Origin of the sequence: Oryzomonas japonica, from assembly GCF_008802365.1 — a bacterium.
GTDB lineage: Bacteria > Desulfobacterota > Desulfuromonadia > Geobacterales > Pseudopelobacteraceae > Oryzomonas > Oryzomonas japonica.
Window position 1 is genome coordinate 12,099 of record NZ_VZQZ01000002.1, and the last position, 24,491, is coordinate 36,589.

Genomic DNA, 24,491 nt, shown 5'->3' on the forward strand with positions numbered 1-24,491 from the left:
AATTGTCTTTAACAGGGAAAACCGATACCGGTCATCACTGTTTTTTGAGGAACTCCCTGCCAAAAGGCGACATCTGGCGCAGGTGGGCGATGATGGGCGGCAGTTCGCGGATGACCGTGTCGATCTCCCCGGCAGTGGTGTAGCGGGAAAGGGAGAAGCGGATCGAACCGTGGGCACAGGTAAAGGGTACGCCCATGGCCCGCAGCACATGGGACGGCTCCAGGGAGCCGGAGGTGCAGGCGCTGCCGGACGAGGCGCAGATGCCCAGTTCGTTGAGCAAGAGCAGGATTGCCTCACCCTCCACGAACTCGAAAGCGATGTTCACGGTATTGGGCAGGCGCTCGGCCGCCCCGCCGTTGATGCGGGCGTGGGGGATACGGGCCATCAACTCGGTTTGCAGACGGTCACGCAGGGCCTTGACCTGGCTGTTCTCTATTGCCATGTTCTGCCCGGCAAGTTCGCAGGCCTTGCCCAGGGCGATGATGGCGGCGGCGTTCTCCGTGCCGGCGCGGCGGCTTTTTTCCTGGTGCCCCCCCACCATGAAAGGACGGAACGGGGTGCCGCGGCGCAGGTAGAGCACGCCGATCCCCTTGGGCGCATGCAGTTTGTGGCCGGAAAGGGACAGCAGGTCGATCTTTGAAGCCGCCAGGTTGATCGGGACCTTGCCCACGGCCTGGACGGCGTCCGTGTGGAACAATGCCCCCTTGGCCTTGACGATGGCGGCAGCCTCCTCGATGGGGAAGATCACGCCGGTCTCGTTGTTGGCATACATCAGCGACACGATGGCGGTATCGGCGTCCACTGCAGCCTTCAACTCCGCCATGTCCAACCGCCCCTCGCTGTCCACGCCGATCTCGGTCACCCGATACCCCTTCTGGGTCAGGTTGCGGCACTGGGTCAGCACGGCCGGATGCTCCACGCGGGAGGTGATGACGTGGCGTTTTTCCGGGAAAACCTCCAGAGCCGAACGGATGGCGGCGTTATCGCTCTCGGTACCGCAGGCCGTGAAGATGATCTCGTCCGGTGAGGCCCCCAGGAGGGCTGCCACACGCTTGCGGGCCTCGTCCACCTTCTGCTGCACCTGGCCGCCGAAGAAATGCATGGAACTGGGGTTGCCGTACAGTTCGCAAAAATAGGGGCGCATCTCCTCAAAGACCGCTTCGTCCACCTTGGTGGTGGCATTGTTGTCCAGGTAGATCTCCTTCATGCCGCGACCTCCTCAACAACGATATCCTCCGCCACCAGGTCGCGCAGCTTCTGCTCGACCACGCGGGAGGTGAAACCGGAAGAAGAGCAGCCTGCGCACGCCTTACGGAAGGCCACCTGCACTTTGGGGCCGTCGATGTCGATCAGTTCCAGGTCGCCGCCGTCGGCCCACAACAGCGGCCGGATATCCCGTTCCAACACTTCCTGAATCATCTGCATCTTTTTCATGTTGGAGAGCTTCTCCGGGCGTTTGCGCGGTTCTTCGGACTCCTGCTTGCCCATCACCTCGGCGATCAGCTCCTTGATCCTGGGAATGCAGCCGCCGCAGCCGCCGCCGGCCTTGGTAAAGTGGGTCACCTGTTCGGCCGTGGTGAGCTTGTTGGTCTCGATCACCTTTTTCAGGAATACGTCGGTGATGCCGAAACATTTGCAGACAATGGTCCCCTCCTGGTCCGGATAGGCTGGGCCGTGATCGTGATCGTGGTCGTGGGGTTTGACTTCATGGCCGCGATATTTGGCAATGGCTACCTCCAGCGCTTCCTGCCCCATCACCGAGCAGTGCATCTTCTCCTCCGGCAGTCCGCCCAGAAATTCGGCGATGTCCTGGTTGCTGATGGCCAGGGCCTCGTCCAGGGTCTTGCCCTTGACCATCTCGGTCAGGGCCGATGATGAGGCGATAGCGCTGGCGCAGCCAAAGGTCTGGAACTTGGCGTCAACGATCTTATCCTTGTCGTCGTCCAGCTTGAGATACAGTTTCAGGGCGTCGCCGCAGGCCAGGCTGCCCACTTCGCCGACAGCGTCCGCATCGGGTATATCCCCCACGTTACGGGGATTCAGAAAATGTTCTTTCACGGTTGGTGTATAGTCCCACATGGTGATGATCTCCTCGCCTTTTTGGGTAAATTTGCTTTACAACCTTTCAAACATACAAACAGGGGTGGGCAGAATGACACGGCATCTTCTCATCAAGGCCGATCCCGTTACCCCCTGCCAGTTTTCGTCCTGACTGTTTAGCCCATAATAAATTTCCGTCCTGCGGCCATGACTTCAGCCAACCTTGCCTCAGTAGCCGCCTCGCCGTAGAGGCGCACCACCGGCTCGGTGCCCGACTTGCGGAACAGCACCCAGCTGCCATCCTCCAGCAACAGCTTGGTCCCGTCGATCCTGATCACCTCCTTGACCTTAACCCCGGCGACTTCGGCGGGAAGATTCGTTATCTTGTGTGCATACTCCGTTTCAAGTTGCGGCGAAAGCTTCAGGTTGTCACGGCGGGTGATGAAACGCCCCACCTCTGCATACAGCCGTTCCAACAGTTCCCGGATGCTCTTTCCCTCACGGGCGACCATCTCGGCCACCAGGAAGCACGCCAGGATACCGTCTTTTTCGGGCACATGCCCCTTGATGGTGAGCCCAGCGCTTTCTTCGCCGCCGATAATGATCTTGTCCTGGCTGATCAGTTCGCCGATATACTTGAAGCCGACCGGCGTTTCAAAGACCGGGATACCGTGTTTCCGGGCAACGGCATCGACCAGATGGGAGGTGGCGACACTGCGGGCCACTCCTCCTTCCAGTTTGCGCACTCGGATCAGATAATTCAAGAGCAGGGCAATAATATAATTGGGCTCGATAAAAGAACCATCGCTATCAAGAATACCGAAACGGTCGGCGTCGCCATCGGTCGCCAACCCCAGGCGAATAGCCGGATCGTTTTTGACCAGGGCGATAAAATCGGGGATATGGCTTTCGGACGGTTCGGGCGGCTGACCGCCGAAGTAGGGATCGAGACGGTCGTTAATCATGACATAGGGAATGCCGCGCTGTTTCAGCGGTTCGTCCAGATATCCCCGGCCGGTGCCGTACAGAGGATTGAGCGCCACCTTCCCGAGGTGGGCAATGGCGTCGAAATCCACCTTTTCTTCCAGGGCCTTCAGGTACGCCTGCCGCGGGTCGATGCGCTCCAGGAGCCCCCGGCTTGAGGCTTCCTCCAGGGAGAACGTCGCACAATTGGGCGCGCCCAGCATCCGGTTTGCCCGCTGCTCGATATCTTTTGTGGTTTCGGGGAGGGCCGGCCCGCCCCATGACGGCGAAAACTTGACGCCGTTATATTCAGGGGGGTTGTGACTGGCCGTGAAGTTGACGGCGCCGGCGGCATGGCGTCGCAGTATCTCGAACGATATGACCGGCGTGGGGGTGTCCCGTTCGCACAGGTAGACTTTGACGCCCGCTCCCGCCAGGACACGTGCGGCCTCACAGGCGAAGCGCTGCCCCATGAAGCGGGTATCGCAGCCGACGATCACGCCCTTGTGCTGTTCCCCGGAAGCGATCAGATGGTCGGCAATGGCCCGGATAACCACCCTGACATTGTCCATAATGAAGTCTTCACAGAGGATGCCGCGCCACCCGGACGTTCCGAAAACGATTCCCATGATGTGATTCCCTCCAATAACAAGACATCTTTTGTCGTTTTAAAGGTAATACACCGGAGCCCGTCCGTCAAGTCAAAGAGGGCATAATTTCAAGGATTTTTCCTGTTGACTTTTTTCAGCCATACTTGCTACAGTTGTATTTCAATTTAGAACATTTAGGAGGAAGAAGCATGCAGTGTCAGACTGTACTTCCCGGTACCGAGTGTACCTTTTGGGGCAAACAGGGTTGCATTTTCCCGGATGGCTCCTGCCAGGTTATCGTTGAAAATTGCGAAGGATGCGAGCGCATCGTGACCGGCTCCATCGGTCAGGTTTGCAGCGCCTATCCGGCTCCGGCCAAAAAATGGGCCAATGGCCTCTGCAACTTTGCCAGCCACGTCAAGGTGGACATCAAGGTTGAAGAGACCAGGGTCAACCCGCTCAAGGCTTCCAAAAAGGCAGCCGGCAGCAAGAAAAAATAAGCGCCGTATCTTTTCGCACCAGTATGGTAAGGGGGGAACCAAGTTCCCCCTTTTTTTGTGTGCCGAGGTGCATCCTCGGCTCTTGGGAGGTTTACCATGCCCTTCGATACCCTTACCTGCCCGTCATGCGGTTCCCCGGTCAAGCAGTACCGCAACCCCTTCCCCACAGTGGATATCATCATTGAGATCAATGACCGCATCGTACTGATCGAACGCAAAAACCCGCCCCATGGCTGGGCGTTGCCGGGGGGATTCGTGGATTACGGGGAATCGCTCGAAGATGCGGCCCGAAGAGAGGCGCGGGAGGAAACGACCGTGGAGATCGGAAACCTGCGGTTACTGGGATGCTATTCTGACCCGGCGCGGGATACCCGCATGCACACCATTTCAACGGTTTTCATGGCACAGGGGAGCGGGATTCCCCACGCTGCCGACGATGCGGCCAACCTGGCGCTGTTCGCCCTTGAAGAGTTGCCGGCCCGGCTCTGTTTCGACCATGCCAAAATTCTGGCCGACTATGCCGCCGCCGTTCGCGCCGGGCGTTGAGCGGCAACCGGACGTATTCCGTAACCCGCCGCAACGAGAGGGTTTGTTAGTGAAAAAAGTGCAGTTCGGGAGCCGCAGGGATCAAGCCCAGCTCCGCTGCATACCGATAGAACAGCCGTAACCCCTTCTTTTGGGCCTCCCCCATCTCATAGGAAATATTCTCCCTCCAGTAGGTTATGAGCCCTTCACGCCCCATCCAGGCGGCTTCAGGCGATACATCGGCGATATGCTCCCGTTCCCGGTCGGCATAGGCCTTGGCCTGAACGAGCCGTTCAGCCAGCAGGCGCACCTCTTGATAGTGCGTCTTTGCCGCGGAGCGGGTGCAGAACCACAGGGCGAAGACGAACGGCAGCCCGGTCCATTCATACCAGAGCAACCCCAAGTCATAGATACGCAGCCCGGTCCCGGCCATGGACGAACGCAAGGCGGCATCCCCGATCAGCAGCATGGCGGGCGCCGTGCGAAGCGCTTCGTCCAGCGGGCTGGAGGATACGGTGTACCGGCAGGAGTGGCCCAAACGTTTGCCCATGAGAATCCTGAGCAGGTTGACCGATGTGGCCGACTCCGCACTCAGCAGGATATCCTGCCCGTCCAGCTCTTCGATGGGAACGCGGGAGAAGAGCAGTACGCTGGCAACCGGGCCGGCACTGCTGATGGAGAGGTCGGGGAGAATGAGGTAGCGCTCGGGATGAACAGCATACGCTATGGAGGACGACGGGCAGACGTCGATTTCTTCCGCGGCAAGCTGGGCATTCAGATTGGCCGGGACGCCGCCGATGAACCGGTAGCCATCGCACGGGAAATGCTCTTGCAGGGAATGGAACAGGGGGGTGACGTTTGCGTAGTCGATACGGCCGATAGTAAGCATTAGCGAGTACCTCTGTAGAGTTTGTCCGCGTCGTCCTCCACAACGCGGATGCCTTGCCGCTCAAGCAGTTCCCCGGTCACCTGCCACAGATGGGTAATGGCGTTGTCGTAGGTCACCACCGCCGTGATCTGGTTGTTCTTCGCCGCCACGAGGTCGTTTTCCACATCCAGCACGTCCTTGTTGGTGGCCAGGCCGACCTCTTTCTTGCGCAGGTAGGCCCGCAGACGCTCTTCGGCGTAAGCCCTGCCCCGCTCGGCCACGGCGATCTGCTTGTAGCTGCTGCTGATGCCGCGGATGGCGCTCTTGACATCGTTGGCGGCGTTTTCCTCAAGGCTGCGGATCTGCACCGCGGTCTGTTCGGTCTTGAGGCGGCTCTTGCGGTAATCGTTTTCGGCGGCGTTGTTGCCCAAGGGATAGGTAAAGATCAGGCCGAGGCTCCAGGCCGGGTTGTCGGCGGCGGTGAGCGTTTCCAGATTGCGGGGATAGGTGTGGTTGAGGCCGACCAGGGAACCGGAGGCGGAAAGGGAGAGATCGGGCTTAACCTTGTTGTTGTAGACGCGGGTCTGGAGTTCGGCGATCTCCAGGTTGCGCCGCTGTTCCTTGATGTCGGGACGGCTCAGGGCCAGCTTGAGCGCCGCATCTTCGTTCACCTCATAGAGGTCATGCCGGGGGAGGTCCACCGTGAGAATATCGCGGGCATCCTTTATCTGCAGCAGTAGCCTCAGGACGTCTACCTCATCGCTGACCGATTTTTCAACATCGATCAACTCCTTTTCCCGCGAGTAGACGCCGAATTCGGCGTTGGTGATCTCCATGGCAGGGAGGACGCCGGCCGCGACCTGGGCCTTGGTGTCGCTCAGGATCTTGCGTGCCAGTTCGAGCGAGGTCTTGGCGACCTGCAACTGCTCCCGCAGGCTGTAGAGCTTGAAATACTCGTTCCGGACCTGGGTGACGGTGGCCAACAGGCGCGTGTTGAAGTGTTCGATAGAGGCGAACTTGGAAAGCCGCGAGACATTGATGGCCACATCCGTAGTCTCCCGCCCGAAATTTTTCAACAGCGGCTGGGTGATGGTAACCCCTAGGGTCGATTCCCAATAGTTGCTCAGTGAACGGCTGGCGTTGGTACTGTTGAAGGCGTTATTGAAGCCGGCCGTAGCGGTCGCGCCGGTCCAGAAGAGCTGGCTCAGGGAGGCGTCGGCCTGGAACGTGCGGCCATAACTGGACCCGGAGCCGTCGACCGTGGTCGAGGGCACGGTCGAATCGCTGTAGTTCGTCTGAAGGGTCAAAAGCGGGTCATAGATCGCCCGGTTACGGTTGATATCCGCCTCGTACTGGGCGGGATTGTACAGTTCGGCCCGCACATCCAGGTTTTTCTCCACCGCCATACGGATCGCCTCGCTGAGAGTAAGCGAGACCGTGGTGTCGGCGGCCACGGCAAGAGACGGCAGACAGATCAGCGCACATGCCAGCAAATAGGATAAACGCACAGTCCGGTTCCTTTCAAAAAACAAGAGGGCGAGATAGCCATCTATCCCGCCCTTTGTAGCACATATTCGCCGAAAAATTAATCCTTGTTTTCCGCGTAATCGGCGTAATCGTCGGCTGACATGAACCCCTTCAACTCGTCGTGGTCGTTGATCGTGACCTCCAACAACCAGCCGCCGTCATAGGGGTCGTCGTTCAACAGGGCCGGGTTATCGATGACCTCGTGATTGACGTTGCGCACCGTTCCGCTGAAGGGGGCATAGATATCGGCAACGGTCTTGCGCGCCTCGACGGACCCGATGGAGTCGTCCTGTTCCAGTTCATCGCCCTCTTCCGGCAACTCGACGCCCGAGATCGGCCCCAACTCTTCCTGGGCGAAATCGGTTATGCCGATTACGGCCGAATTGCCCTCGACCCTGACCCAGATATGTTCCTTTGAATATTTCAGCTCCTCAGGGCAGTCCATAGCGTCACTCCAAGACAATCCTTTCAAGGAAGGAGGTATCGATGTCTCCCTCGATGAAATCCTTGTTCGCCATAATCCGTTTGTGGAAGGATACGGTGGTCTTGATCCCTTCGATGATGTACTCGTCGAGAGCCCTCGACATGCGCCGGATGGCGTCTTCGCGCGTTTCGGCGTGGACGATCAGTTTGGCGATCATGGAGTCGTAGTAGGGTACGACGGTGTATTGGTCATAGACGAAGGAATCCACCCGCACCCCCAAACCTCCCGGCGGATGGTAGGCGGTGATCTTTCCGGGACAGGGGGTGAATTTGATCGGGTCTTCGGCGTTGATGCGACACTCGATGGCGTGGCCGTTGATCTTGATATCCTCCTGCTTATACCGGAGGGGCACGCCTGCGGCGGAGAGGATCTGCTCCCGGACGATATCGACGCCGGTCACCATCTCGGTCACCGGATGCTCGACCTGCACACGGGTGTTCATCTCCATGAAATAGAAATTGTTTTGCTTATCGACCAGGAACTCCACCGTCCCGACGCTGTTATACCCGACGGCAGCGGCGGCCTTGACCGCGGCGTTCCCCATGATCTCGCGCAGTTCGGGGGTAATTACCGTTGAAGGCGCTTCCTCGATCAGTTTTTGATGACGACGCTGAATGGAGCAATCACGTTCTCCCAAGTGAATGACGTGGCCGTGCTTGTCGGCCAGTATCTGAATCTCCACGTGGCGGGGCCGCTCACAGTACTTCTCGATGTACACCTCGGGGTTGCCGAAACCGGCCTGGGCCTCGGCGCGCGCCGTGGCAAAGGCATTGGGCAGGGCTGCCTGGGAATGGACGATCTTCATCCCCCTTCCCCCGCCGCCGGCAGTTGCCTTGATGATCACCGGAAAACCGATCTTTTTGGCGGTCTTGATTGCGTCATCGACCGTTTTAACCCCTTCCTTGGTACCGGGCAGGATCGGCACGCCATGCTTGATAACCGCCTGGCGGGCACTGATCTTATCACCCATGATACGCATGCTTTCGGGGCTGGGGCCGATGAACGTGATACCGCACTTTTCGCATACCTCGGCAAAATTGGCGTTCTCGGAGAGAAATCCGTAACCGGGATGGATCGCTTCGGCATCGGTCAGCTCTGCGGCGCTGATGATGGCGTTGATATTGAGGTAACTCTGCGCGCTGGACGCCGGGCCGATACAGACGCTTTCGTCGGCCAGCTTCACGTGGAGCGAGTTGCTGTCGGCCTGGGAATAGACCGCAACGGTCTTGATACCCAACTCTTTGCAGGCCCGAATCACGCGGATGGCGATCTCGCCACGATTGGCGATGAGAACTTTATGGAACATGGAGGTTAACCCCTTGGACTGAAGTAAGATTTAGAGCTTTTCAACAATAAACAGCGCATCGCCGAACTCTACCGGCTGGGCGTTTTCTTTACAGATCTTGACGATCTTGCAGCGATATTCGGCCTCAATCTCATTCATCAGCTTCATGGCTTCGACGATGCACAAGACCTGCCCCTTTTCAACGACCTGCCCGACCTCTGCGTAGGGAGCGGCATCCGGTGCAGGCGCCCGGTAGAAGGTCCCCACGATGGGTGAGTTGACGGTTTCGCCGGTTTCAGCGGGCGCCTCGGCGGCAGGGGCAGCGGCAGGAGCGGCAACGGCGGAGGGAGCTTGCTGCTGTGGGGCTGCATACGCCTGGGGAGCGGGAGCCGCGACGGCGACATATTCAGTTTTGGGACCGCGACGGATGACGACCTTTTCATCGGAGTTGTCCATTTCAAACTCGGTAATATCCGTCTCGGTAACCATCTTTATCAGTACTTTCAAGTCTTTAATGTCCATCACGTTTCTCCTTTAAATACAGTTTCATGGTGGCGGGAACGTTACGTCCCCGGTAAATAGTACTACAAAATGAACAGATCCTTGGGCACCCCGGTCAGCACCCGGCAACCGTCGGCGGTGACCGCAACCGTGTCCTCGATCCTGACGCCCCCGAAACCGGGGATATAGATGCCGGGTTCAATAGTGAAGACCATCCCCTCGGCTGCAACTGCGTCGCCGCGGGGGGAGAGCACCGGTTTTTCGTGAATTTCCAGGCCGACGCCATGCCCCAACCCATGCCCGAAGTAGTCGCCGTAGCCGCATTCCCGTATGTACTCCCGGGCCACGGCATCCAATTCCTTGCAGGAGATTCCGGGTTTGACCGCGGCGATGGCCATGTCGTGGGCGGTTCTGACGATTTCGTGGATAGTCCGTTGTCGCTCGCCCGGGTCGCCTATCGCCACGGTGACCGTCTCGTCGGAGTAGTAGCCGTCCTTGACGGCGCCAAAGTCGATCGTGACCAGTTCACCGGCCTGAAGCGCCTTCTCGGAGGCGACACCATGGGGCATGGAGCCGCGCACGCCCGAGGCAACGATAAAATCGAACGCCCTGCCGTCCGCTCCGCGCCGGCGCATCTCCATTTCCAATTCCAGGGCAATCTCCACCTCTTTGACACCCGGCTTCAGGAGCGGCCTGATCGCCAAAAGGGCGGCAGATGAGAGGGCAGCCACATCGGAAAGCCGTTGCAGTTCATCGGCATCCTTGCAGAAACGAATATCATCAAGGTCAGCTCCGAGAGCCACCAGTTCGTGGCCGTCCAGAGCGGCGGAAAGCGTTTTGAAGAACGCTACGCTGGTGTAGGACGCCTCGAAGCCTATTCGAGAAAGACCTTGGTCCTTCACCAGGGTGGCGAGAGTTCCCAGCCTGGAGGCAACTTCCAGGACCTCCGCACCCCCGACCTCACCGGATGCCTGGGTGGTGTACCGCGAATCGCAGAGAAACCAGCCCGCATCCCGTGTCAGCAGCAAAGCGCCTTCCGTCCCTGTGAAACCGCACAGATAGCGGATGTTGTGCAGATTTGTGAACAGAATGCAGTCCAGCGAATAATCTTCGAAGAACCGGGCCAGATGCGAGCGCCTGTTTTTTAGCATAAATGAAACCACCATCACAAACAGTTTTTGAATATCCGGCAACAGTTTTGTCGACAGGGGAACGATGCGAAGAGCCAAGCGGACTAGGATTTTTTACCATAACTAAACAGAGCGCGCAAGCCAAGCAGATAACTGTCGCGGCCAAAGCCGCAAATCTGGCCCACCGCCAGCGCGGCGGTCAGACTCCGCTGGCGGAACTCTTCACGGCGGTGGATGTTGGAAAGATGGACTTCGACAAAAGGAATTCCTACCGCCGCCAGCGCGTCGCGGATGGCAACGCTGGTGTGGGTATAGGCCGCCGGGTTGATGACAATACCGTCATACCGTCCCGCGCAATCCTGAATGGCGTCGATCAGGGCTCCCTCCGAGTTTGACTGCATAAAGGCCACGGAGCACCCCAGTTCGGCGGCCAGTTGTTCAAGGGAGGTGTTTATCTCGTCCAGGGTCACTGAACCATAGACCTCCGGTTCTCGACGGCCGAGCAGATTGAGGTTGGGACCATGCAGGACAAGGAATTTCATGACTAAGCCAGTTCCCGTGCCAGGTCGTAGCCTTTGAGACGCAGCAGGTAGCGTCCCTTGCCAAAATTGCCGTCCCTGGTCATGATCAGGACCGTAAAGAGGTCCTCGTTCAGGACACGAAGTGCCACCCGTGTCTGGTTGGTGGTTATGGAAACCTCTTCCATGGCGCCGGCCTTGACGAGTTCGGCGGCACGTTTTATTTCCTTGAGAACCGTCGCATACTCCACCGACAGGGATTGAAGATCGAAGCCGGACTGGGGAACCGTAATCTCGTCAACGGGGATACCGTCGTAGGCCATGATCATCGCAGCCAAAGCGCCTTCGACATTATCAACGATATCTTTCAGGGTGTCCCTTATCGACATGCTTTGATCCTCCTGATATTTTCCAGCCACCCCTCAAGAGTTTCAAGGGCATTGTCAGCCTCTCCCCGTGGCTGAAGGCCCGTATCGGCAACCGCTGACGCCGCGGGAGGCGGTTCGAACCGCACCTCGTCGGAATCGCCGTATTCTGCCTGATCGCCATCGTCAGGGGGTGCCGGGGCGGTATCGTCCCATGGCTCGGCCTGACTCGCCCCGGCGGCCGAAAGTTCGGCAACGCGGGCCAGTGCGACACGATTCGCAGGGTCGTCGGCAAGGATAGTCTGATAGATGGCGAGCGCCTTGGATACAAATCCCTGCTGCACGTAAAGCTCGGCAAGGGTTGTCGTGGAAAGGGGATCGTGGTGGGCGGCAGCCGCCTGTTCCGACTCCTCTGCGTCGTCTGCGGGCATCTCTTCAACCAGGTCGCTTTCGTCCAACTCCAGGACTTCCAGATCCTCGATGATTTCCTCTTCATCGTCAAAGGAGGTGAATTCAGCATCCTGATGCTCCGGTTGGGCAACCGGCGTCACAACGGCAGGCGAAAATCCGCGGGCAGCGTGGCCGATGGCCTCCAACTCGATACGGCATTCCTCATCATCAGGATTCAGGTCCAGTACGGTATTCAGCACCCTGATGGCGGCCTGTTCGTTTCCCGATCCGGCGTAGAGCCGGCCCAACAGTTTCAAGGAATCCCTGTCTTCGGGCATCGCGGCAACAACCTGTTCCAACGCCGACCGGCACTCGTCCGTCAACCCCTTGGCATGGCAGGCCAAGGCCAGAGCCCGCTGGCCGGCTACATGGCCCGGATGTTGTGCCACGCCTTTTCGGGCGACATGGAGCGCATCGTCCGTCAAGCCGACCTTGAGATAGATCTCTGCCAGTCGGGCGAAGCAGAAAGAATCCGGGTTTGCCGCAAGACGTTCCTCGTATGCCTTGATCTCCGTCCAGAATGACCCGCTGCCCTGCTGCATGATCACACCCCCAGCCCGCTTAACGCAAGTAATTCTTCCGGTGAAAGTTGGGCAACAGTATAGTTGCCGATCCCCTGATTGCAGATAAAATTGATGGTTCCCGCCCGGCTTTTCTTATCCTTGAGCAGGGCATCCAGCAGCCGCGTACGCTCGACCGCCGGCGGCGCAACGGATAGCCCGAGGCTGCCGAGCAGCGCCGTTATCCTGGCCACGTCATCATCCCCGCATTCCCCCCGCCGGACGCATATACGCGCCGCCAGCACCATACCAATCGCCACCGCTTCGCCATGTACCAGGCTACGGTAACCGGCCAGGGTCTCCAGGGCGTGCCCCAGCGTATGACCATAATTGAGCGCTTCGCGCGGGCCGGCCTCTTTTTCATCCAGCTCAACCACCCGGGCCTTCAATTCGCAGCAGCGCCGGATAATCATCATCAGACACTCGCGCTCCATTGCCTGCAGCGCATCCACGTTCTGCTCCAAATACTCGAAAAAGGGCCCGTCAATGGCGACACCATACTTGACAACCTCGGCAAGGCCGGCGCGATATTCCCGCTGCGGCAGCGTTGCCAGGGTGTCCACGTCGATCAGCACCAGTCGCGGCTGGTAAAAGGCGCCGATCAGGTTCTTTCCCTGGGGGTGGTCGATGGCCGTTTTGCCACCGACACTGCTGTCCACCTGGGCCAAGAGCGTTGTCGGCACCTGGACGAATGGTATGCCGCGCATGAACGTCGCCGCGGCGAAACCGGCCAGATCGCCCACCACGCCGCCGCCAAGGGCGACGATGAACGATCTCCGGTCCATTCCGGCCGCTATCAGGGCATCATAGACACTGCCCAGCGTAGCCGCATTCTTGAACTCCTCGCCATCGGGCATTTCAATCAGCGTGACCGGATAGCCGGCATCGGCCAATGAACGGCGGACCGTATCGCCATACAGGGCATTCACCGTCGGGTTGGTGACAACCGCCGCCCGGCCGGTCAGCCCCAGAGAGGCGCAACTCCGTCCGAGCTCCGGCAATGAGCCGCTTCCGATCTGGATGTCGTAACTGCTTTCTCCCAGGTTGACGGTCACTACGCTCACGCTGCCAAGCCCCTTAAATACCCCAGAATCACTGCCGCCACATCTTCCACGGATTTCCCATCCGTGTCAATTCTAATATCGGCGTCGCTATAAAATTGTTCCCGCTGTTCCATGAGCAGCTTCGCACGCTTTGCGGGGTCGTCGCCGGCATACAGAGGCCGGTCCTGGGCGCCGGAAAGGCGCTCCATGATCCGCTCGAACGGAGCGGTCAGGTTGACCACCACCCCGGATGCCCGCATCAGGGTACGGTTTGCCTCGGCAATGACCGCGCCGCCGCCGGTTGCGATAACCGCCCCGCCCCGGCGCAGGGCATGTTCAAGGCACGTGCTCTCCAGGGCGCGGAAAGCCGCCTCCCCGTCTTTGGCAAAGATTTCGTTGATGGAGCGGCCCGCCATGGCAACGACCTCCGCATCCAGATCAATGAAGGGGCACGCAAGCCTGGCGGCCAGCAGGCGCCCGACACAGCTTTTGCCGGCCCCCATAAAGCCGGTGAGGATCAGCGGCCGGTCAAGCATTGCGTACCTGAGTCCGGTACCCCTCATAGTTGCGCCGAATCTCTGCGACCGAATCGCCGCCGAATTTTTCCAGGAAGGCATTGGCGATCTCTATGGCCACGACCGCCTCGGCCACTACCAGGGCCGCCGGCACCGCGCAGGTGTCGGAGCGTTCCACTGCCGCCTCATACGGTTCATGGGTCTGCATGTCAACGGAGCGGAGCGGTTTATAGAGGGTGGGAATCGGCTTCATGGCCGCCCTGAGCACAATGACCTCGCCGTTGGACATCCCCCCCTCGATGCCGCCGGCGCGGTTGGTCTGGCGATAATAGGCGGTTGCCGCCCCCAGCCCGAGTCGCCCTTCATCCCGGAACAGTTCGTCATGCACGCGGGAGCCCGGCCGGCGGGCGGCATCGAAGCCGATGCCCACCTCCACCCCCTTGATTGCCTGGACGCTCATCAAAGCCATCGCCAGGCGGGCATCCAGCTTGCGATCCCACTGGACATGGCTGCCGAGTCCGGGGGGGACGCCAATGACCTGCACCTCCACAACCCCTCCCAGGGTATCGCCGTCGGCCTGGCTGAAATCGATCAGGCGCTTCATCTCCAATTCCGCCTCGCGGTCGCAACAGAAGAGCTCCGACTGTGCGGCGATGCCCCATAATTCCTCAAACGGCCGTTCGGGCTGTTGTGCCGCGATCCCCCCGACCTCGGCCACGAATCCGCCTACCGTAACGCCGAACTCGCGCAGCAGCGCTTTCGCCACGGCGCCCACGGCGACGCGCACGGCCGTTTCACGGGCGCTGGAACGTTCCAGAATGTTGCGCACATCATCGTGCCCATACTTCAGCGCCCCGGTCAGGTCGGCATGTCCGGGCCGGGGGCGGGTCACCGCGCCATCTTCTTGACGATGTGCCGCCAGCGGCGACATCTTCTCCTGCCAGTTTTCCCAGTCGCGGTTGCGTACCACCAGTGTCACCGGGGAGCCCAGGGTTTCGCCCCAGCGCACACCCGACAGAATAGCAACCGTATCCGTCTCGATCTTCATCCGGTCACCGCGGCCGTAGCCTTGCTGGCGCCGTGCCAAGTCCCGGTCGATACCTTCGGCGGCAAGCCGGGTGCCGGCCGGAAGGCCTTCGATAATCGCCGTCAATTGCGGCCCATGGGATTCCCCCGCAGTCAGGTAGCGGAACACACTCACAAAAAGCCTCCCGTGAATCTCTCGAAATTGTTCCTAAATTAGCATTTAACCCCGACAGACGGCAAGGCAAAACAGTTATCCTCCCAGGTGTATCCCTCTGGAGGCTGAAAGAGAGCTTCCACAAAGATCCCGATTATTTTGAGGGATACCCGTAAATGTCAATTCCGCGATGCGGGGCGTCTGGGGCACAAACAGAAAGTGTCGTGGGTGAGGATGATTTCAAAAACGTGGCGCGATTAAAGCAATGTAAAACGGTATATGACAGATATGGCAAGATGGGACATTTTAAAAATGCGTGCCGATAATGTGGCGGATGAGAAATGAGCGCCAGAAAAGCTCCTCAATGATTCGAATGGTCAGAACGGCGCCAGTCCCCCACGGCATCGCACGCAGCAGTCACTATTCGCTTAACCCCACGTCTCCTTTTCGACTTCCATCAAAGAAATTATGTTTTTTCAACAAATCATACAGCGTCGGCCGGCTGATCTCCAATTCCTCGGCCGCTTTCAGGATGTTCCCCTGTTGACGTTCAATCGCCGCCGAGATAACCTCCCGCTCGGCCTTGTCCCGGGCATCCCGAAGAGACATGACATCCCGTGGTTCTTCGGGCTGGACCGGCAGATTGCTGCTGCAACCGAGATCAGACGGCTCGATGGATGAAAAATCGCTCATGATGACGGCCCTTTGGACACGGTTTCTCAGTTCACGCACATTTCCGGGCCATTCATGGCTCTTGAGAAAGTTTATGGCGGCCGCGCCAAAACGGCGAACCCTCTTTTTGTGTTCGTCATTGAACAGTCTCAGATAATAATTGGCAAGCAGGAGGATGTCGTCACCCCGTTCCCGAAGCGGTGGCAAGGCAATCGTGATGACCCCTATCCGGTAGTACAGGTCTTCCCTGAACTTGCCTTCATTGATGGCTTTGGCGATATCCACATTGGTGGCACAAATCGTTCGAGTATCCACCTGGATATCCTCTCTGCCGCCAACCCGCTGAATGGTCCCTTCTTGAAGAAAGCGAAGCAGCTTAACCTGGAGGTTGACCGGAAGTTCACCAATTTCATCCAGAAATAGCGTTCCTTTATGGGCATATTGGAGCTTCCCCTGGACCGTGGCATGGGCACCGGTGAACGCTCCTTTCTCATGCCCGAAGAGCTCTGACTCCAGAAGGTTTTCCGGAATCGCCCCACAGTTGATTGGGATGAACGGGCCATTCTTGCGGAGGCTCGCTTCCTGAATTGCGCGCGCAACCAACTCCTTGCCCGTACCGCTTCCCCCGGTTATCAAAACAGGCACATCGGACGACGCAACCTTTCTAATCGTGGCGTACACCATTTGCATCTCAGCGCATTGGCCGATTATTCCGCCGGCAACCGTTGTTTTTTGCTCAAGAGAACGCTGCAAGGCGCGATTCTGTTCTTCAATGTTGGACAGGTGAATGGCGCGCCCGATAATTACTTTGAGTTCACTGAGGACCGGAGGTTTGGGGTAAAAATCATAGGCCCCCATCTGGATGGCCTGCAAAGCGTTTTCCCGTTCGCTATTGCCGGTAAGCATGATTATTTTGGCGTTCGGATTATGGTCGAGCATCTCGGCCAAACAGCGAAAACCCTCTACAGAGGAATCCTCGTGCGGGGGAAGTCCCAGGTCGAGGATGACGACACTCGGCTGGTATTTTTTGAAGGCGGCAAGGCCTTGAGAAGCGTCACCGGCCAACAGTATTTCGTACTCCTCACCTAATCCCCACTTAAGTTGCTGGCGGATATCCGGATTATCATCGACGATCAGGATGTTTTCCATACGTTATTCCTCTTTACACGGAATCAACAAAAGTCCCCGGTCTCATTTCAGTACCCGCAGGAAACCACACCGTAAAAACCGAGCCGCTGCCTTCCAGGCTGCTGACCTCGATCCTTCCACCATGGTTCTCAACTATTTTGCGACATTGATACAGGCCAATGCCAAGCCCCTGTTTCTTGGTTGTCGTAAAAGGCTTGAACAATTTTGTGCGCATATAATGATCCGACATCCCGCACCCCTGATCGGCAATCCGAATAAAGGCCGCTCCCCCATTATTGCCTATCTCAGCCTGTATCGGCTGTTCCGGATCTGACGCTTCCACAGCATTAATAAGCAGATTCATGACGACTTTCTGAACTTCTTCGCCATCCGCGGTAACCATTTCGGTGGTTCCCGACACCGTGATTTTTTCGCCCGCCACCATGTGAGCGGTCCTGTCAACCAACTCCATAAGATCGACAGTCTGCAGGTTCAACAGGCTCTTGTCCCCCAGATTCTTCAACCTGCCGATCAAAATCCGCATTTTTTCTGCCGTATTGTTCAATGATGCCAGCATATCCTTCTGAAAATCGGGGTTTTGCATGTACTTGGTCGCATTGTCGACGATAAGCGAAAGGGTCGCCACAAGGTTTTTCAAATCATGCACAACGAATGTGGCAACATTGCCGATAGCCTCCATCTCGCGCGCTTGCGCGATCTCGTCAGAAAGCCGCTGATGCAGTATGGCTTGGGAAGCCTGGCGGGCAATGGTTTTCATCAAATCATAGTCTTCGTAAATATATTCTTCATTGTCTTTGATTACCCGCCCCAAGGTGATGAACCCGATGAGTCGCTCAACGTCGAAGAGCGGTATGATAAAGGAAATGCAATTCCTCTCTAAAAAGGGATATTCTCCACCGGCACCGTCCAGATTGCCATCCTTCACATTGACAACCCAGCCAGAATTTTTCATGAATCCAACAAGTGAATTATCCGGGCTGATAACTCCGGGGATCGGATCCATTTCATAATATGCCATTGCGCAGTATCCAGCCTGCTCTTCTTCGTAAAGAAACAGAGCGCCCCCCCCGATCCCGAATATGTCGCAGTAGGCTGCAAGTATCCGCTGCAGGAGCTCTTCGCCCGACCTGGAGGTAGAAAGCTGTTCGGTAAAGCGGAGCCACTGGGTCCTGTAGTCATACTTGTTCTGGTAAAAATTTTTGTGCAGTACGACTTTGACCTCCCGCTTGACCCTCTCGGAGAGAAGCAGGATCAGGAGGGCTATCCCGGCCAGAAATGCGAGGGTGATGGACATCGTGCGAGGGAAAGCGCCCCCCAAATATTTCATCCCTTCACCCAAGATGCCGAGCGCGACCAGATAGACACCCACGGCACACAGGACAACGGATTTGAAAGCGACCTGCCGGGAAATCTGGATGCGGACATTACCACGACGGCACACGAGCGAATAGGCCATCAGCGCCGCAGCAGCCAAATATATGAGGGAGCGTAGCGGCAGGTAATTCATATTCAGTGATCGGTAGAGCAAAGCCTGACTGAAATAGAATATCTGCACAGCCAGTATGGTGCCAAGCCCGATGAGTTCAAACTTGACCCTCCAGAGGGCATTGGGAGGGGCATTGGTGAGTGTGGTTTCAAAATTGACAAGGGCAACCACCAAGCAGATCATCACCCCGATATAAAAGAAAAAACCGGCATTGCCAAGAAAGAGAAGTCGTTCGCCCGGGAAATCCGGGGCATAAAAAAAAGCATTCAGGGGGTACATTTGGAATAGTGCCGAGAGCAGGAATACAGCAGCGATGGCCACCTTGGCCATGAGGCCGGTCTTCCGGGGATCAGGCTGACGGGCAAACGTGAGACTGCAGAGGATCCAGAATAGGGGCAGGAGGGATTCAGCCATCAATGCACACTTTTTCCAGAAAAAGGCATTTGCCGGTACGGCAAGTGACAGCATGTCGAACAGTTCCAGCAGGGCGGTGGCGGTCAGAGCGGCAAAGACAAACAGGCCGGCGCGGGAGCGGTCACTATATAGAGCATACCCTCCGCCGGCCAGCAATGTAATGATTGCTGCTATGGAAATGACTACATCACTCATATGAACCATGTCTGTCCCATATCCAAGTTGCCGGGATCACAGGGAGCGGGCAGCAGCCGTGCCGCCCTCCCCTCAACAATCATTCTACAGTCTCCAGACTCGAATTCCTGCTGCGGTCATTGTCCGGTGATCATACATCCCCTTTACATCAATGAGCACCGGATTCTCGTCCATGAGCCGGCACAAATCGCCTGCCGACCATTGCCGGTACTGTTTGTGGGCCACTGCTGCCACAACTGCGACGGCCGGCTTGATATCTTCCGGGGCTGTCAACTGGAGACCGTACTCATGGGCCGCTTCAGCGGCATCGGCAAGAGGATCGCAGACCTGGATGCAGATCCCGTAATCCTGTAGTTCTCTGATGATGTCAATCACCTTGGAGTTGCGCAGGTCAGGGCAGTCCTCTTTGAATGTGAGCCCTAAAACTGTTACCACGCTCCCCAAAACACTGTGGCCGGCGTGGATAATCTCTTTCACCGCCCGTTGGGCGATGAATTTCCCCATGCCATCGTTGATCCTGCGTCCAGACAGGATTACCTGGGGAATATAACCGATCTTTTCCGCCATGTGGGTCAGGTAGTATGGATCGACGCCGATGCAGTGCCCGCCAACCAGTCCCGGCCTGAACTTCAAAAAGTTCCACTTGGTTCCGGCCGCCTCCAGAACATCGTTGGTGTCTATCCCCATGCGGTCGAAGATGAGCGCCAGTTCGTTCATCAGAGCGATATTAAGATCGCGCTGGGTATTTTCGATGACTTTGGCCGCTTCCGCAACCTTGATGGAAGTGGCCCGGTGGACCCCTGCCGTCACAACCGATCCGTACACATTTGCGACAGTCTCAAGCGTATCGGCATCCTGCCCAGAGACGATCTTCTTTATCTTCGTGAACGTGTGTTCCTTGTCTCCCGGATTGATGCGCTCGGGGCTGTAGCCCACAGTGAAATCAACCCCGCAGCGGAGTCCGGAAGCCAGTTCCAGAACCGGCACACACTCATCCTCGGTCACGCCGGGATACACCGTCGATTCATAAACAACGATATCGCCGCGCTTCAGCGCCTTTCCAACCGTTTCCGAAGCCTTGTAAAGCAGCGTGATATCCGGCTGGTTGGCGTCATCCACCGGCGTTGGCACGGCAACAATATGAAAATCTGCCGTGGCGAGGTCCCCAATGGCATCGGTAAAGAGAATATCTGCCGTCAACAGATCGTCGCGCAGCACTTCGCCAGTCCGGTCATGCCCCTGCCGGAGTTCCTGAATGCGGACCGGATTAATGTCGAAACCAACAGTCTTCCGGACCTTGCCGAAGGCCACCGCCACCGGCAGTCCAACGTAACCCAGGCCCACAACGGAAATGATGCGATCACGTGTCATTTTTTTCAACATCCTTTTCTGAAAAGTAGAATAGCTCTTCGGGGCAAACCATAACCAAAGCCTGCCACCGAAAAGACATCGGCATATTTTCCCCAAACGTCACGAAAGATTGCGCTGTCTGTCGGCATATTGAAATCCCCTGAAATAATAACAGGATAAGATATCAAGTCAACAGCCCGCTGCCCCTTTACACGCGTGTAGGCTTTCCCCGGACCGAGGCGGACGCCCATGAATGGACAAAATACAATGTAGGCTCCCATGAAAAGCGGAATCAGGGAACGACCGTAGCTATACGTAGCGAGCGGCAGTAGTACTACGAGAGTAATGACAGCAAGCCAGCGTGGACGGTATAATACAGAACTCTTCGTTAATTTCAACAGATAGGATTCACAGAACAGTTGCCAAACGATGGAAAAATGATACTATTGAAATATATTATCTTTAAATTCACTTAATTAAGCGCTTAATCAATCAGCTCTTTCCCTTTTAAGTTATGAAAGAAGGGGTGGCAACATAAAAATGTTCCAACACGAACGGCAAAAACCTATAGCCCCCGACATATGATTACATACTGATCTCCGAGACCATAAGCGAGGTCCCTCAATGATCTGGAAAGCAAATCGACGGCAGAAACCGGACAACAACATAATCAAGAATATTCCTTTCTTCTCAGGGCTTTCCACAGCAGATATCAGCCTGATTGAAAGCCTTATTGTCAAGAAGCACTATGCGAAAAACCAGATAGTGCTTCTTGAAGAAGACACAGCAAATTATATGTATTTTGTTTATTCCGGCAAGGTGCGGGTCGTCAAAATCAATGAAGAGGGCAAAGAGCAGATCATCAGCATCCACAAGAAGAACGACTTTTTCGGCGAAATGGCCCTACTCGACGGCAAGACATCTCCAGCCACCGTTATTGCCTACGAAGATGCGGACATCGGGCTTCTTTCCAAATCAGACTTTGAGCGTTTCGTTCTCAATAACGATGCAACCCGCCACAGGATAATAGGTCTGCTGTGCGACCGGCTCCGCGATTCCTGGGCGATGATCAAGATATTGAGTTTCGACAACGCCGAACACCGGGTGCTGGCCGTGCTTGAAAGATTGCAGGATTTGTACGGGGTTATGGACGACAGGGGGACCATCATCAATGCAAAACTGACGCACCAGCAGATTGCCAGTTATGCGTCAGTCGCACGGGAGACGGTAACGAGGATTTTGAATAAGCTGGAAAAAGATTCGATCATTCAAACTTTAGAGAACAAATCGATATTATTGACAAAAACCTTCCGCATTAAGACAATGGCAGCAAATTAATAAATGGCAGATCAAACATCCTCTTACTGAACACTTTCTGAAACGGTTGTTGCCCCAGTAATGGACAATGAGACGCCCGATCCGTTTTTAATCTCTGTAACAGTTGGAGTGATTTGGGTAGCGTCAAATCCTGGAACAGCTTGGAACTGCACACTCATAATATTGCCATCACTTATAGCATTGGAACTGACAACACCTAATGTCAATTTTTTATTTGCGCTGTCATAATGTGCGTCAGCTATACCCGAGGAAGTTAACGCAGTAACATAAGACGAATTTACAGGACCACTCGAATCAATATATCCTGTAAAATCGTAACCTGATGCTTTAGTAAAATCCAGTACTACTTTAATAGAATAGGCATTTGCTGGAATCCCGCTGATACTTGTTGTTAAAGTTGACTGTTGAGTAATCGTGACTGAAGCAATCAGACTGTTTGATATATTACCGGAGGCATCCTTTGCCCAAGCGTAGGCGGTCTTGCTGCCGGCCGTCGAGAAGGTGAACGAGGGCGGGGCGGTGCTGTTCCACCCGGAAGCGCTGGCAGCTGGTGGAGTTGCACTCTCGGTGATTATGTACCCGGCTATTCCGACATTGTCGGTTGCCGTAAAACTTGAAACCGGTACCGTCAGAGAGGTCGCTGAAGAAGGCATCGAAAAAGCGGTAACCGTGGGAGCTGTCGTATCGCTTGCCCCTCCTCCACTTGCCCCTCCTCCACTCCCCCCCCCACATCCTGAAATAATCATAATCTGAAGAGTCATCAAAATAGATATTATTTTAAATACCCGCATAACTAATCTCCCTGATTTCCATATAATTGAAGGTGACTCAATTCAAAGTCACCTTCAAAAAGCTATTATGAAATTTCACAAGAAACTTCAATTTTTATAAGACGGTTTTTCCAACAATCTTTGACATGATGACGACGACGTCACCGGTGTCAATCTTGCCATCAGGAGTTGACTGACCGTTGATCACGGGAGCAACGTCCAGGCTCGATATTTGGGTAGAAGTCGGTGTGACATTTCCCACGGCTATTTTAAGTGCCAATAAAGCGTCACTGACGGTAAAAGTCGTTGCCGTGGCTGGCAGGGTGATGGTCACGCTGGCGCTCTTGGCTGCCGAGACGTTACCCGCCGCGTCCTTGGCCCAGGCGTAGGCGGTTTTGCCGCCGGCGGCCGAGAAGGTGAACGAGGTCGGGACGGTGCCGCTCCATCCGGTTGCGCTGGCCGACGGCGCGGTCGAGCTTTCCGTTACCAGATAGCCGGTCACCGCCACGTTGTCGCTGGCCATAAAGGAGGAGATCGCTACCGTCAATGAGGTGGTTGCCGTGGGGATACTGAAGGCTGAAACCGTCGGGGCGGTCGTATCCGACAGGGTAATGGTTACGCTGCCGCTCTTGGCGGCCGAGACGTTGCCCGCCGCGTCCTTGGCCCAGGCATAGGCGGTTTTGCTGCCGGCAGCCGAGAAGGTGAACGAGGTCGGAGCCGTGCTGCTCCATCCGCTGGCGCTGGCCGACGGGGCCGTCGAGCTTGCGGTTACCTGGTAGCCGGTCACGCCAACGTTGTCGCTGGCCGTAAAGGAGGAGATCGCTACCGTCAACGAGGTGGCCGTCGCAGGGAGACTGAAGGATGAAACCGTCGGGGCGGTCGTATCGGCAACGACGTTATTGACCGTTACGGAAACGTTCGATGATTGCCCGATGTTGCCGCTGGCATCATAAGCCTTGGCGGAAAGGGTATAGCTGCCGTTGGCAATGGAGGTGGTATTCCAACTGTAGCTGTACGGGGCGGTATTGGCGGCATACAGCAGGGCGCCATTCTCATAAAATTCAACCCTGCTCACTCCCACATTATCACTGGCAGTGGCAGCGATGGTTACTGTTCCGCTCACCACGGAACCAGTGGCCGGTGACGTCACCGATACCGTCGGGGCCGTCGTGTCGCTGCCCGCAACCGTTACCGAGACAACACCGGATTGCCCCACGTTGCCGGCGGCATCATAGGCCTTGGCCTGCAGCGTGTAGCTGCCGGAGGCAAGTCCGGCGGTATTCCAGGAATACACATAGGGGGTCGCGGTGTCCGTGGCTTTAAGAACACCGTTCACGTAGAACTCCACCTTCGTTACCCCCACGTTATCGCTGGCGCTGGCATTGACCGAAACCGTGCCGCTTACCGTCGTACTTGCGGTCGGAGAGCTGAGGGACACGGTCGGGGGGGTCAATTCCGGGACAGTGGCGACATTCGAGTAGGAGCTTTCGACACCGGAGGCGTTATAGGCGGCAACGGCAAAGTAGTAGGCATGGGCCGGGTCCAGTCCCGTGATGGTGGCGGTGGTCAGGCTTTGGACATCGAGAGGGGCCGCGCCCTGGGTGGCACCGGTCCCCTGAAAGGGTTGGGTGGCGGAATCAGCCTGATAATAGACCTTGTAGCCGGTCACGCTCGGATCCGTATCGGCATCCCACTGGAGAACTATACTGGAGGCAAAACAGGTAGCATGGGCCGCGACAAGGAACACCATCGTGAGCAGATTGACCCAAAACAATCGGGACTCACCAATCCAGCCATTTCCTGTGTTCTTCCGTGTAGCAATTCTCATTTTACGCTCTCCAGTTTTTGCCAATAAAAAAGCCGGGGCCAATATACCTTTTGGTATTTCGGCGACCCGGCTGTCTCAATGAGACCCTGTAGGCTTTCCGTCCCATCCTCGCGGATGGTTTAGTATTATCGTGTACCCTTCTTTATGTAGATCCTTTATCGCAGAACGTCCCCAATAAGTATGTGACTTGGGTCACAAAAACAAGGCGTTTACTCCGTGGGCACAGAACATTTCCCGTGCCCACA

Annotated in this window: 23 protein-coding genes and 1 riboswitch; of the genes, 3 read left to right on the plus strand and 20 right to left on the minus strand. The window is 56.6% G+C overall.

Translation table 11 applies throughout. The features are described 5' to 3' along the window. Positions 1-34: 34 nt before the first annotated feature. From nifS to F6V25_RS03310, 3 genes are all read right to left on the minus strand, one after another. Positions 35-1,207: a cysteine desulfurase NifS gene (nifS, locus tag F6V25_RS03300; protein ID WP_151127228.1), complete on the minus strand. Its 1,173-nt coding sequence runs from the start codon at positions 1,205-1,207 to the stop codon at positions 35-37. Beyond that, positions 1,204-2,079: a Fe-S cluster assembly protein NifU gene (gene nifU, locus F6V25_RS03305; protein WP_151127229.1), complete on the minus strand. Its 876-nt coding sequence runs from the start codon at positions 2,077-2,079 to the stop codon at positions 1,204-1,206. Before nifU ends, nifS begins: the two co-directional genes overlap by 4 nt. 137 nt (positions 2,080-2,216) lie before the next feature. Beyond that, positions 2,217-3,635: a phosphoglucomutase/phosphomannomutase family protein gene (locus F6V25_RS03310; RefSeq protein ID WP_151127230.1), complete on the minus strand. Its 1,419-nt coding sequence runs from the start codon at positions 3,633-3,635 to the stop codon at positions 2,217-2,219. Between the two features lie 167 nt (positions 3,636-3,802). Here F6V25_RS03310 and F6V25_RS03315 point away from each other — a divergent pair, with 167 nt between their 5' ends. Next, positions 3,803-4,093, plus strand: coding sequence for a PxxKW family cysteine-rich protein (locus tag F6V25_RS03315; protein WP_149308082.1), 291 nt, complete (start codon positions 3,803-3,805; stop codon positions 4,091-4,093). A gap of 96 nt (positions 4,094-4,189) precedes the next feature. Further along, on the plus strand, positions 4,190-4,639 hold the full coding sequence (locus F6V25_RS03320; RefSeq protein ID WP_151127231.1) for an NUDIX domain-containing protein: 450 nt from the start codon (positions 4,190-4,192) through the stop codon (positions 4,637-4,639). A 46-nt stretch (positions 4,640-4,685) separates the two neighbouring features. Here the strand turns inward: F6V25_RS03320 and F6V25_RS03325 are convergent, their stop codons facing one another. From F6V25_RS03325 to F6V25_RS03395, 15 genes are all read right to left on the minus strand, one after another. After that, positions 4,686-5,507 carry a menaquinone biosynthetic enzyme MqnA/MqnD family protein gene (locus F6V25_RS03325; RefSeq protein WP_151127232.1) on the minus strand — a complete coding sequence of 274 codons (822 nt, stop codon included), beginning with the start codon at positions 5,505-5,507 and terminating at the stop codon, positions 4,686-4,688. Continuing rightward, positions 5,507-6,994, minus strand: a complete 1,488-nt coding sequence (locus F6V25_RS03330; protein ID WP_246166942.1) for a TolC family protein — start codon at positions 6,992-6,994, stop codon at positions 5,507-5,509. Before F6V25_RS03330 ends, F6V25_RS03325 begins: the two co-directional genes overlap by 1 nt. Positions 6,995-7,071: 77 nt before the next feature. Then, on the minus strand, positions 7,072-7,458 hold the full coding sequence (gene gcvH / locus F6V25_RS03335; protein WP_149308076.1) for a glycine cleavage system protein GcvH: 387 nt from the start codon (positions 7,456-7,458) through the stop codon (positions 7,072-7,074). 4 nt (positions 7,459-7,462) lie between these two features. After that, positions 7,463-8,803, minus strand: a complete 1,341-nt coding sequence (gene accC, locus F6V25_RS03340; RefSeq protein ID WP_149308074.1) for an acetyl-CoA carboxylase biotin carboxylase subunit — start codon at positions 8,801-8,803, stop codon at positions 7,463-7,465. A gap of 30 nt (positions 8,804-8,833) precedes the next feature. Next, positions 8,834-9,304 carry an acetyl-CoA carboxylase biotin carboxyl carrier protein gene (gene accB, locus F6V25_RS03345; RefSeq protein ID WP_149308072.1) on the minus strand — a complete coding sequence of 157 codons (471 nt, stop codon included), beginning with the start codon at positions 9,302-9,304 and terminating at the stop codon, positions 8,834-8,836. Between the two features lie 62 nt (positions 9,305-9,366). Further along, entirely contained in the window at positions 9,367-10,434 is a 1,068-nt protein-coding gene (locus F6V25_RS03350; protein WP_151127233.1) for a M24 family metallopeptidase, read from the minus strand. 83 nt (positions 10,435-10,517) lie between these two features. Next, positions 10,518-10,955, minus strand: a complete 438-nt coding sequence (gene aroQ / locus F6V25_RS03355) for a type II 3-dehydroquinate dehydratase (RefSeq protein ID WP_149308068.1) — start codon at positions 10,953-10,955, stop codon at positions 10,518-10,520. 2 nt (positions 10,956-10,957) lie between these two features. Then, positions 10,958-11,320, minus strand: a complete 363-nt coding sequence (locus tag F6V25_RS03360; RefSeq protein WP_151127234.1) for a roadblock/LC7 domain-containing protein — start codon at positions 11,318-11,320, stop codon at positions 10,958-10,960. Next, the gene (locus F6V25_RS03365) at positions 11,311-12,288 is read right to left on the minus strand and encodes a tetratricopeptide repeat protein (protein ID WP_151127235.1); all 978 of its coding nucleotides are present in this window, start codon (positions 12,286-12,288) and stop codon (positions 11,311-11,313) included. The genes F6V25_RS03360 and F6V25_RS03365 overlap by 10 nt, the downstream gene beginning before the upstream one ends. Before the next feature lie 2 nt (positions 12,289-12,290). Continuing rightward, a complete protein-coding gene (gene aroB, locus F6V25_RS03370; RefSeq protein WP_151127236.1) occupies positions 12,291-13,370 on the minus strand; it encodes a 3-dehydroquinate synthase in 1,080 nt (359 codons plus the stop codon). Further along, complete coding sequence (locus F6V25_RS03375) at positions 13,367-13,885, minus strand: shikimate kinase (RefSeq protein ID WP_246166943.1); 519 nt, start codon at positions 13,883-13,885, stop codon at positions 13,367-13,369. The genes aroB and F6V25_RS03375 overlap by 4 nt, the downstream gene beginning before the upstream one ends. Further along, positions 13,878-15,059: a chorismate synthase gene (gene aroC / locus F6V25_RS03380; protein WP_151127642.1), complete on the minus strand. Its 1,182-nt coding sequence runs from the start codon at positions 15,057-15,059 to the stop codon at positions 13,878-13,880. Before aroC ends, F6V25_RS03375 begins: the two co-directional genes overlap by 8 nt. A 405-nt stretch (positions 15,060-15,464) precedes the next feature. Then, positions 15,465-16,865: a PEP-CTERM-box response regulator transcription factor gene (prsR, locus tag F6V25_RS03385; protein ID WP_151127238.1), complete on the minus strand. Its 1,401-nt coding sequence runs from the start codon at positions 16,863-16,865 to the stop codon at positions 15,465-15,467. Positions 16,866-16,878: 13 nt separating this feature from the next. Beyond that, entirely contained in the window at positions 16,879-18,960 is a 2,082-nt protein-coding gene (gene prsK, locus F6V25_RS03390; protein WP_191966055.1) for an XrtA/PEP-CTERM system histidine kinase PrsK, read from the minus strand. An 84-nt stretch (positions 18,961-19,044) separates the two neighbouring features. Next, on the minus strand, positions 19,045-20,331 hold the full coding sequence (locus F6V25_RS03395) for a nucleotide sugar dehydrogenase (RefSeq protein ID WP_151127240.1): 1,287 nt from the start codon (positions 20,329-20,331) through the stop codon (positions 19,045-19,047). 603 nt (positions 20,332-20,934) lie between these two features. On the opposite strand from F6V25_RS03395, the gene F6V25_RS03400 reads away from it, so the two are divergent. Further along, positions 20,935-21,648 (plus strand): Crp/Fnr family transcriptional regulator, encoded by a 714-nt coding sequence (locus F6V25_RS03400; RefSeq protein ID WP_151127241.1) that lies wholly within the window; start codon positions 20,935-20,937, stop codon positions 21,646-21,648. A gap of 23 nt (positions 21,649-21,671) precedes the next feature. Here the strand turns inward: F6V25_RS03400 and F6V25_RS03405 are convergent, their stop codons facing one another. Both F6V25_RS03405 and F6V25_RS03410 read right to left on the minus strand, forming a co-directional pair. Further along, positions 21,672-22,439 (minus strand): hypothetical protein, encoded by a 768-nt coding sequence (locus F6V25_RS03405; RefSeq protein ID WP_151127242.1) that lies wholly within the window; start codon positions 22,437-22,439, stop codon positions 21,672-21,674. A gap of 94 nt (positions 22,440-22,533) precedes the next feature. After that, complete coding sequence (locus tag F6V25_RS03410) at positions 22,534-24,246, minus strand: Ig-like domain-containing protein (protein WP_246166944.1); 1,713 nt, start codon at positions 24,244-24,246, stop codon at positions 22,534-22,536. Positions 24,247-24,303: 57 nt separating this feature from the next. Beyond that, a riboswitch (cyclic di-GMP riboswitch) is annotated at positions 24,304-24,380 on the minus strand. Positions 24,381-24,491: the final 111 nt, after the last annotated feature.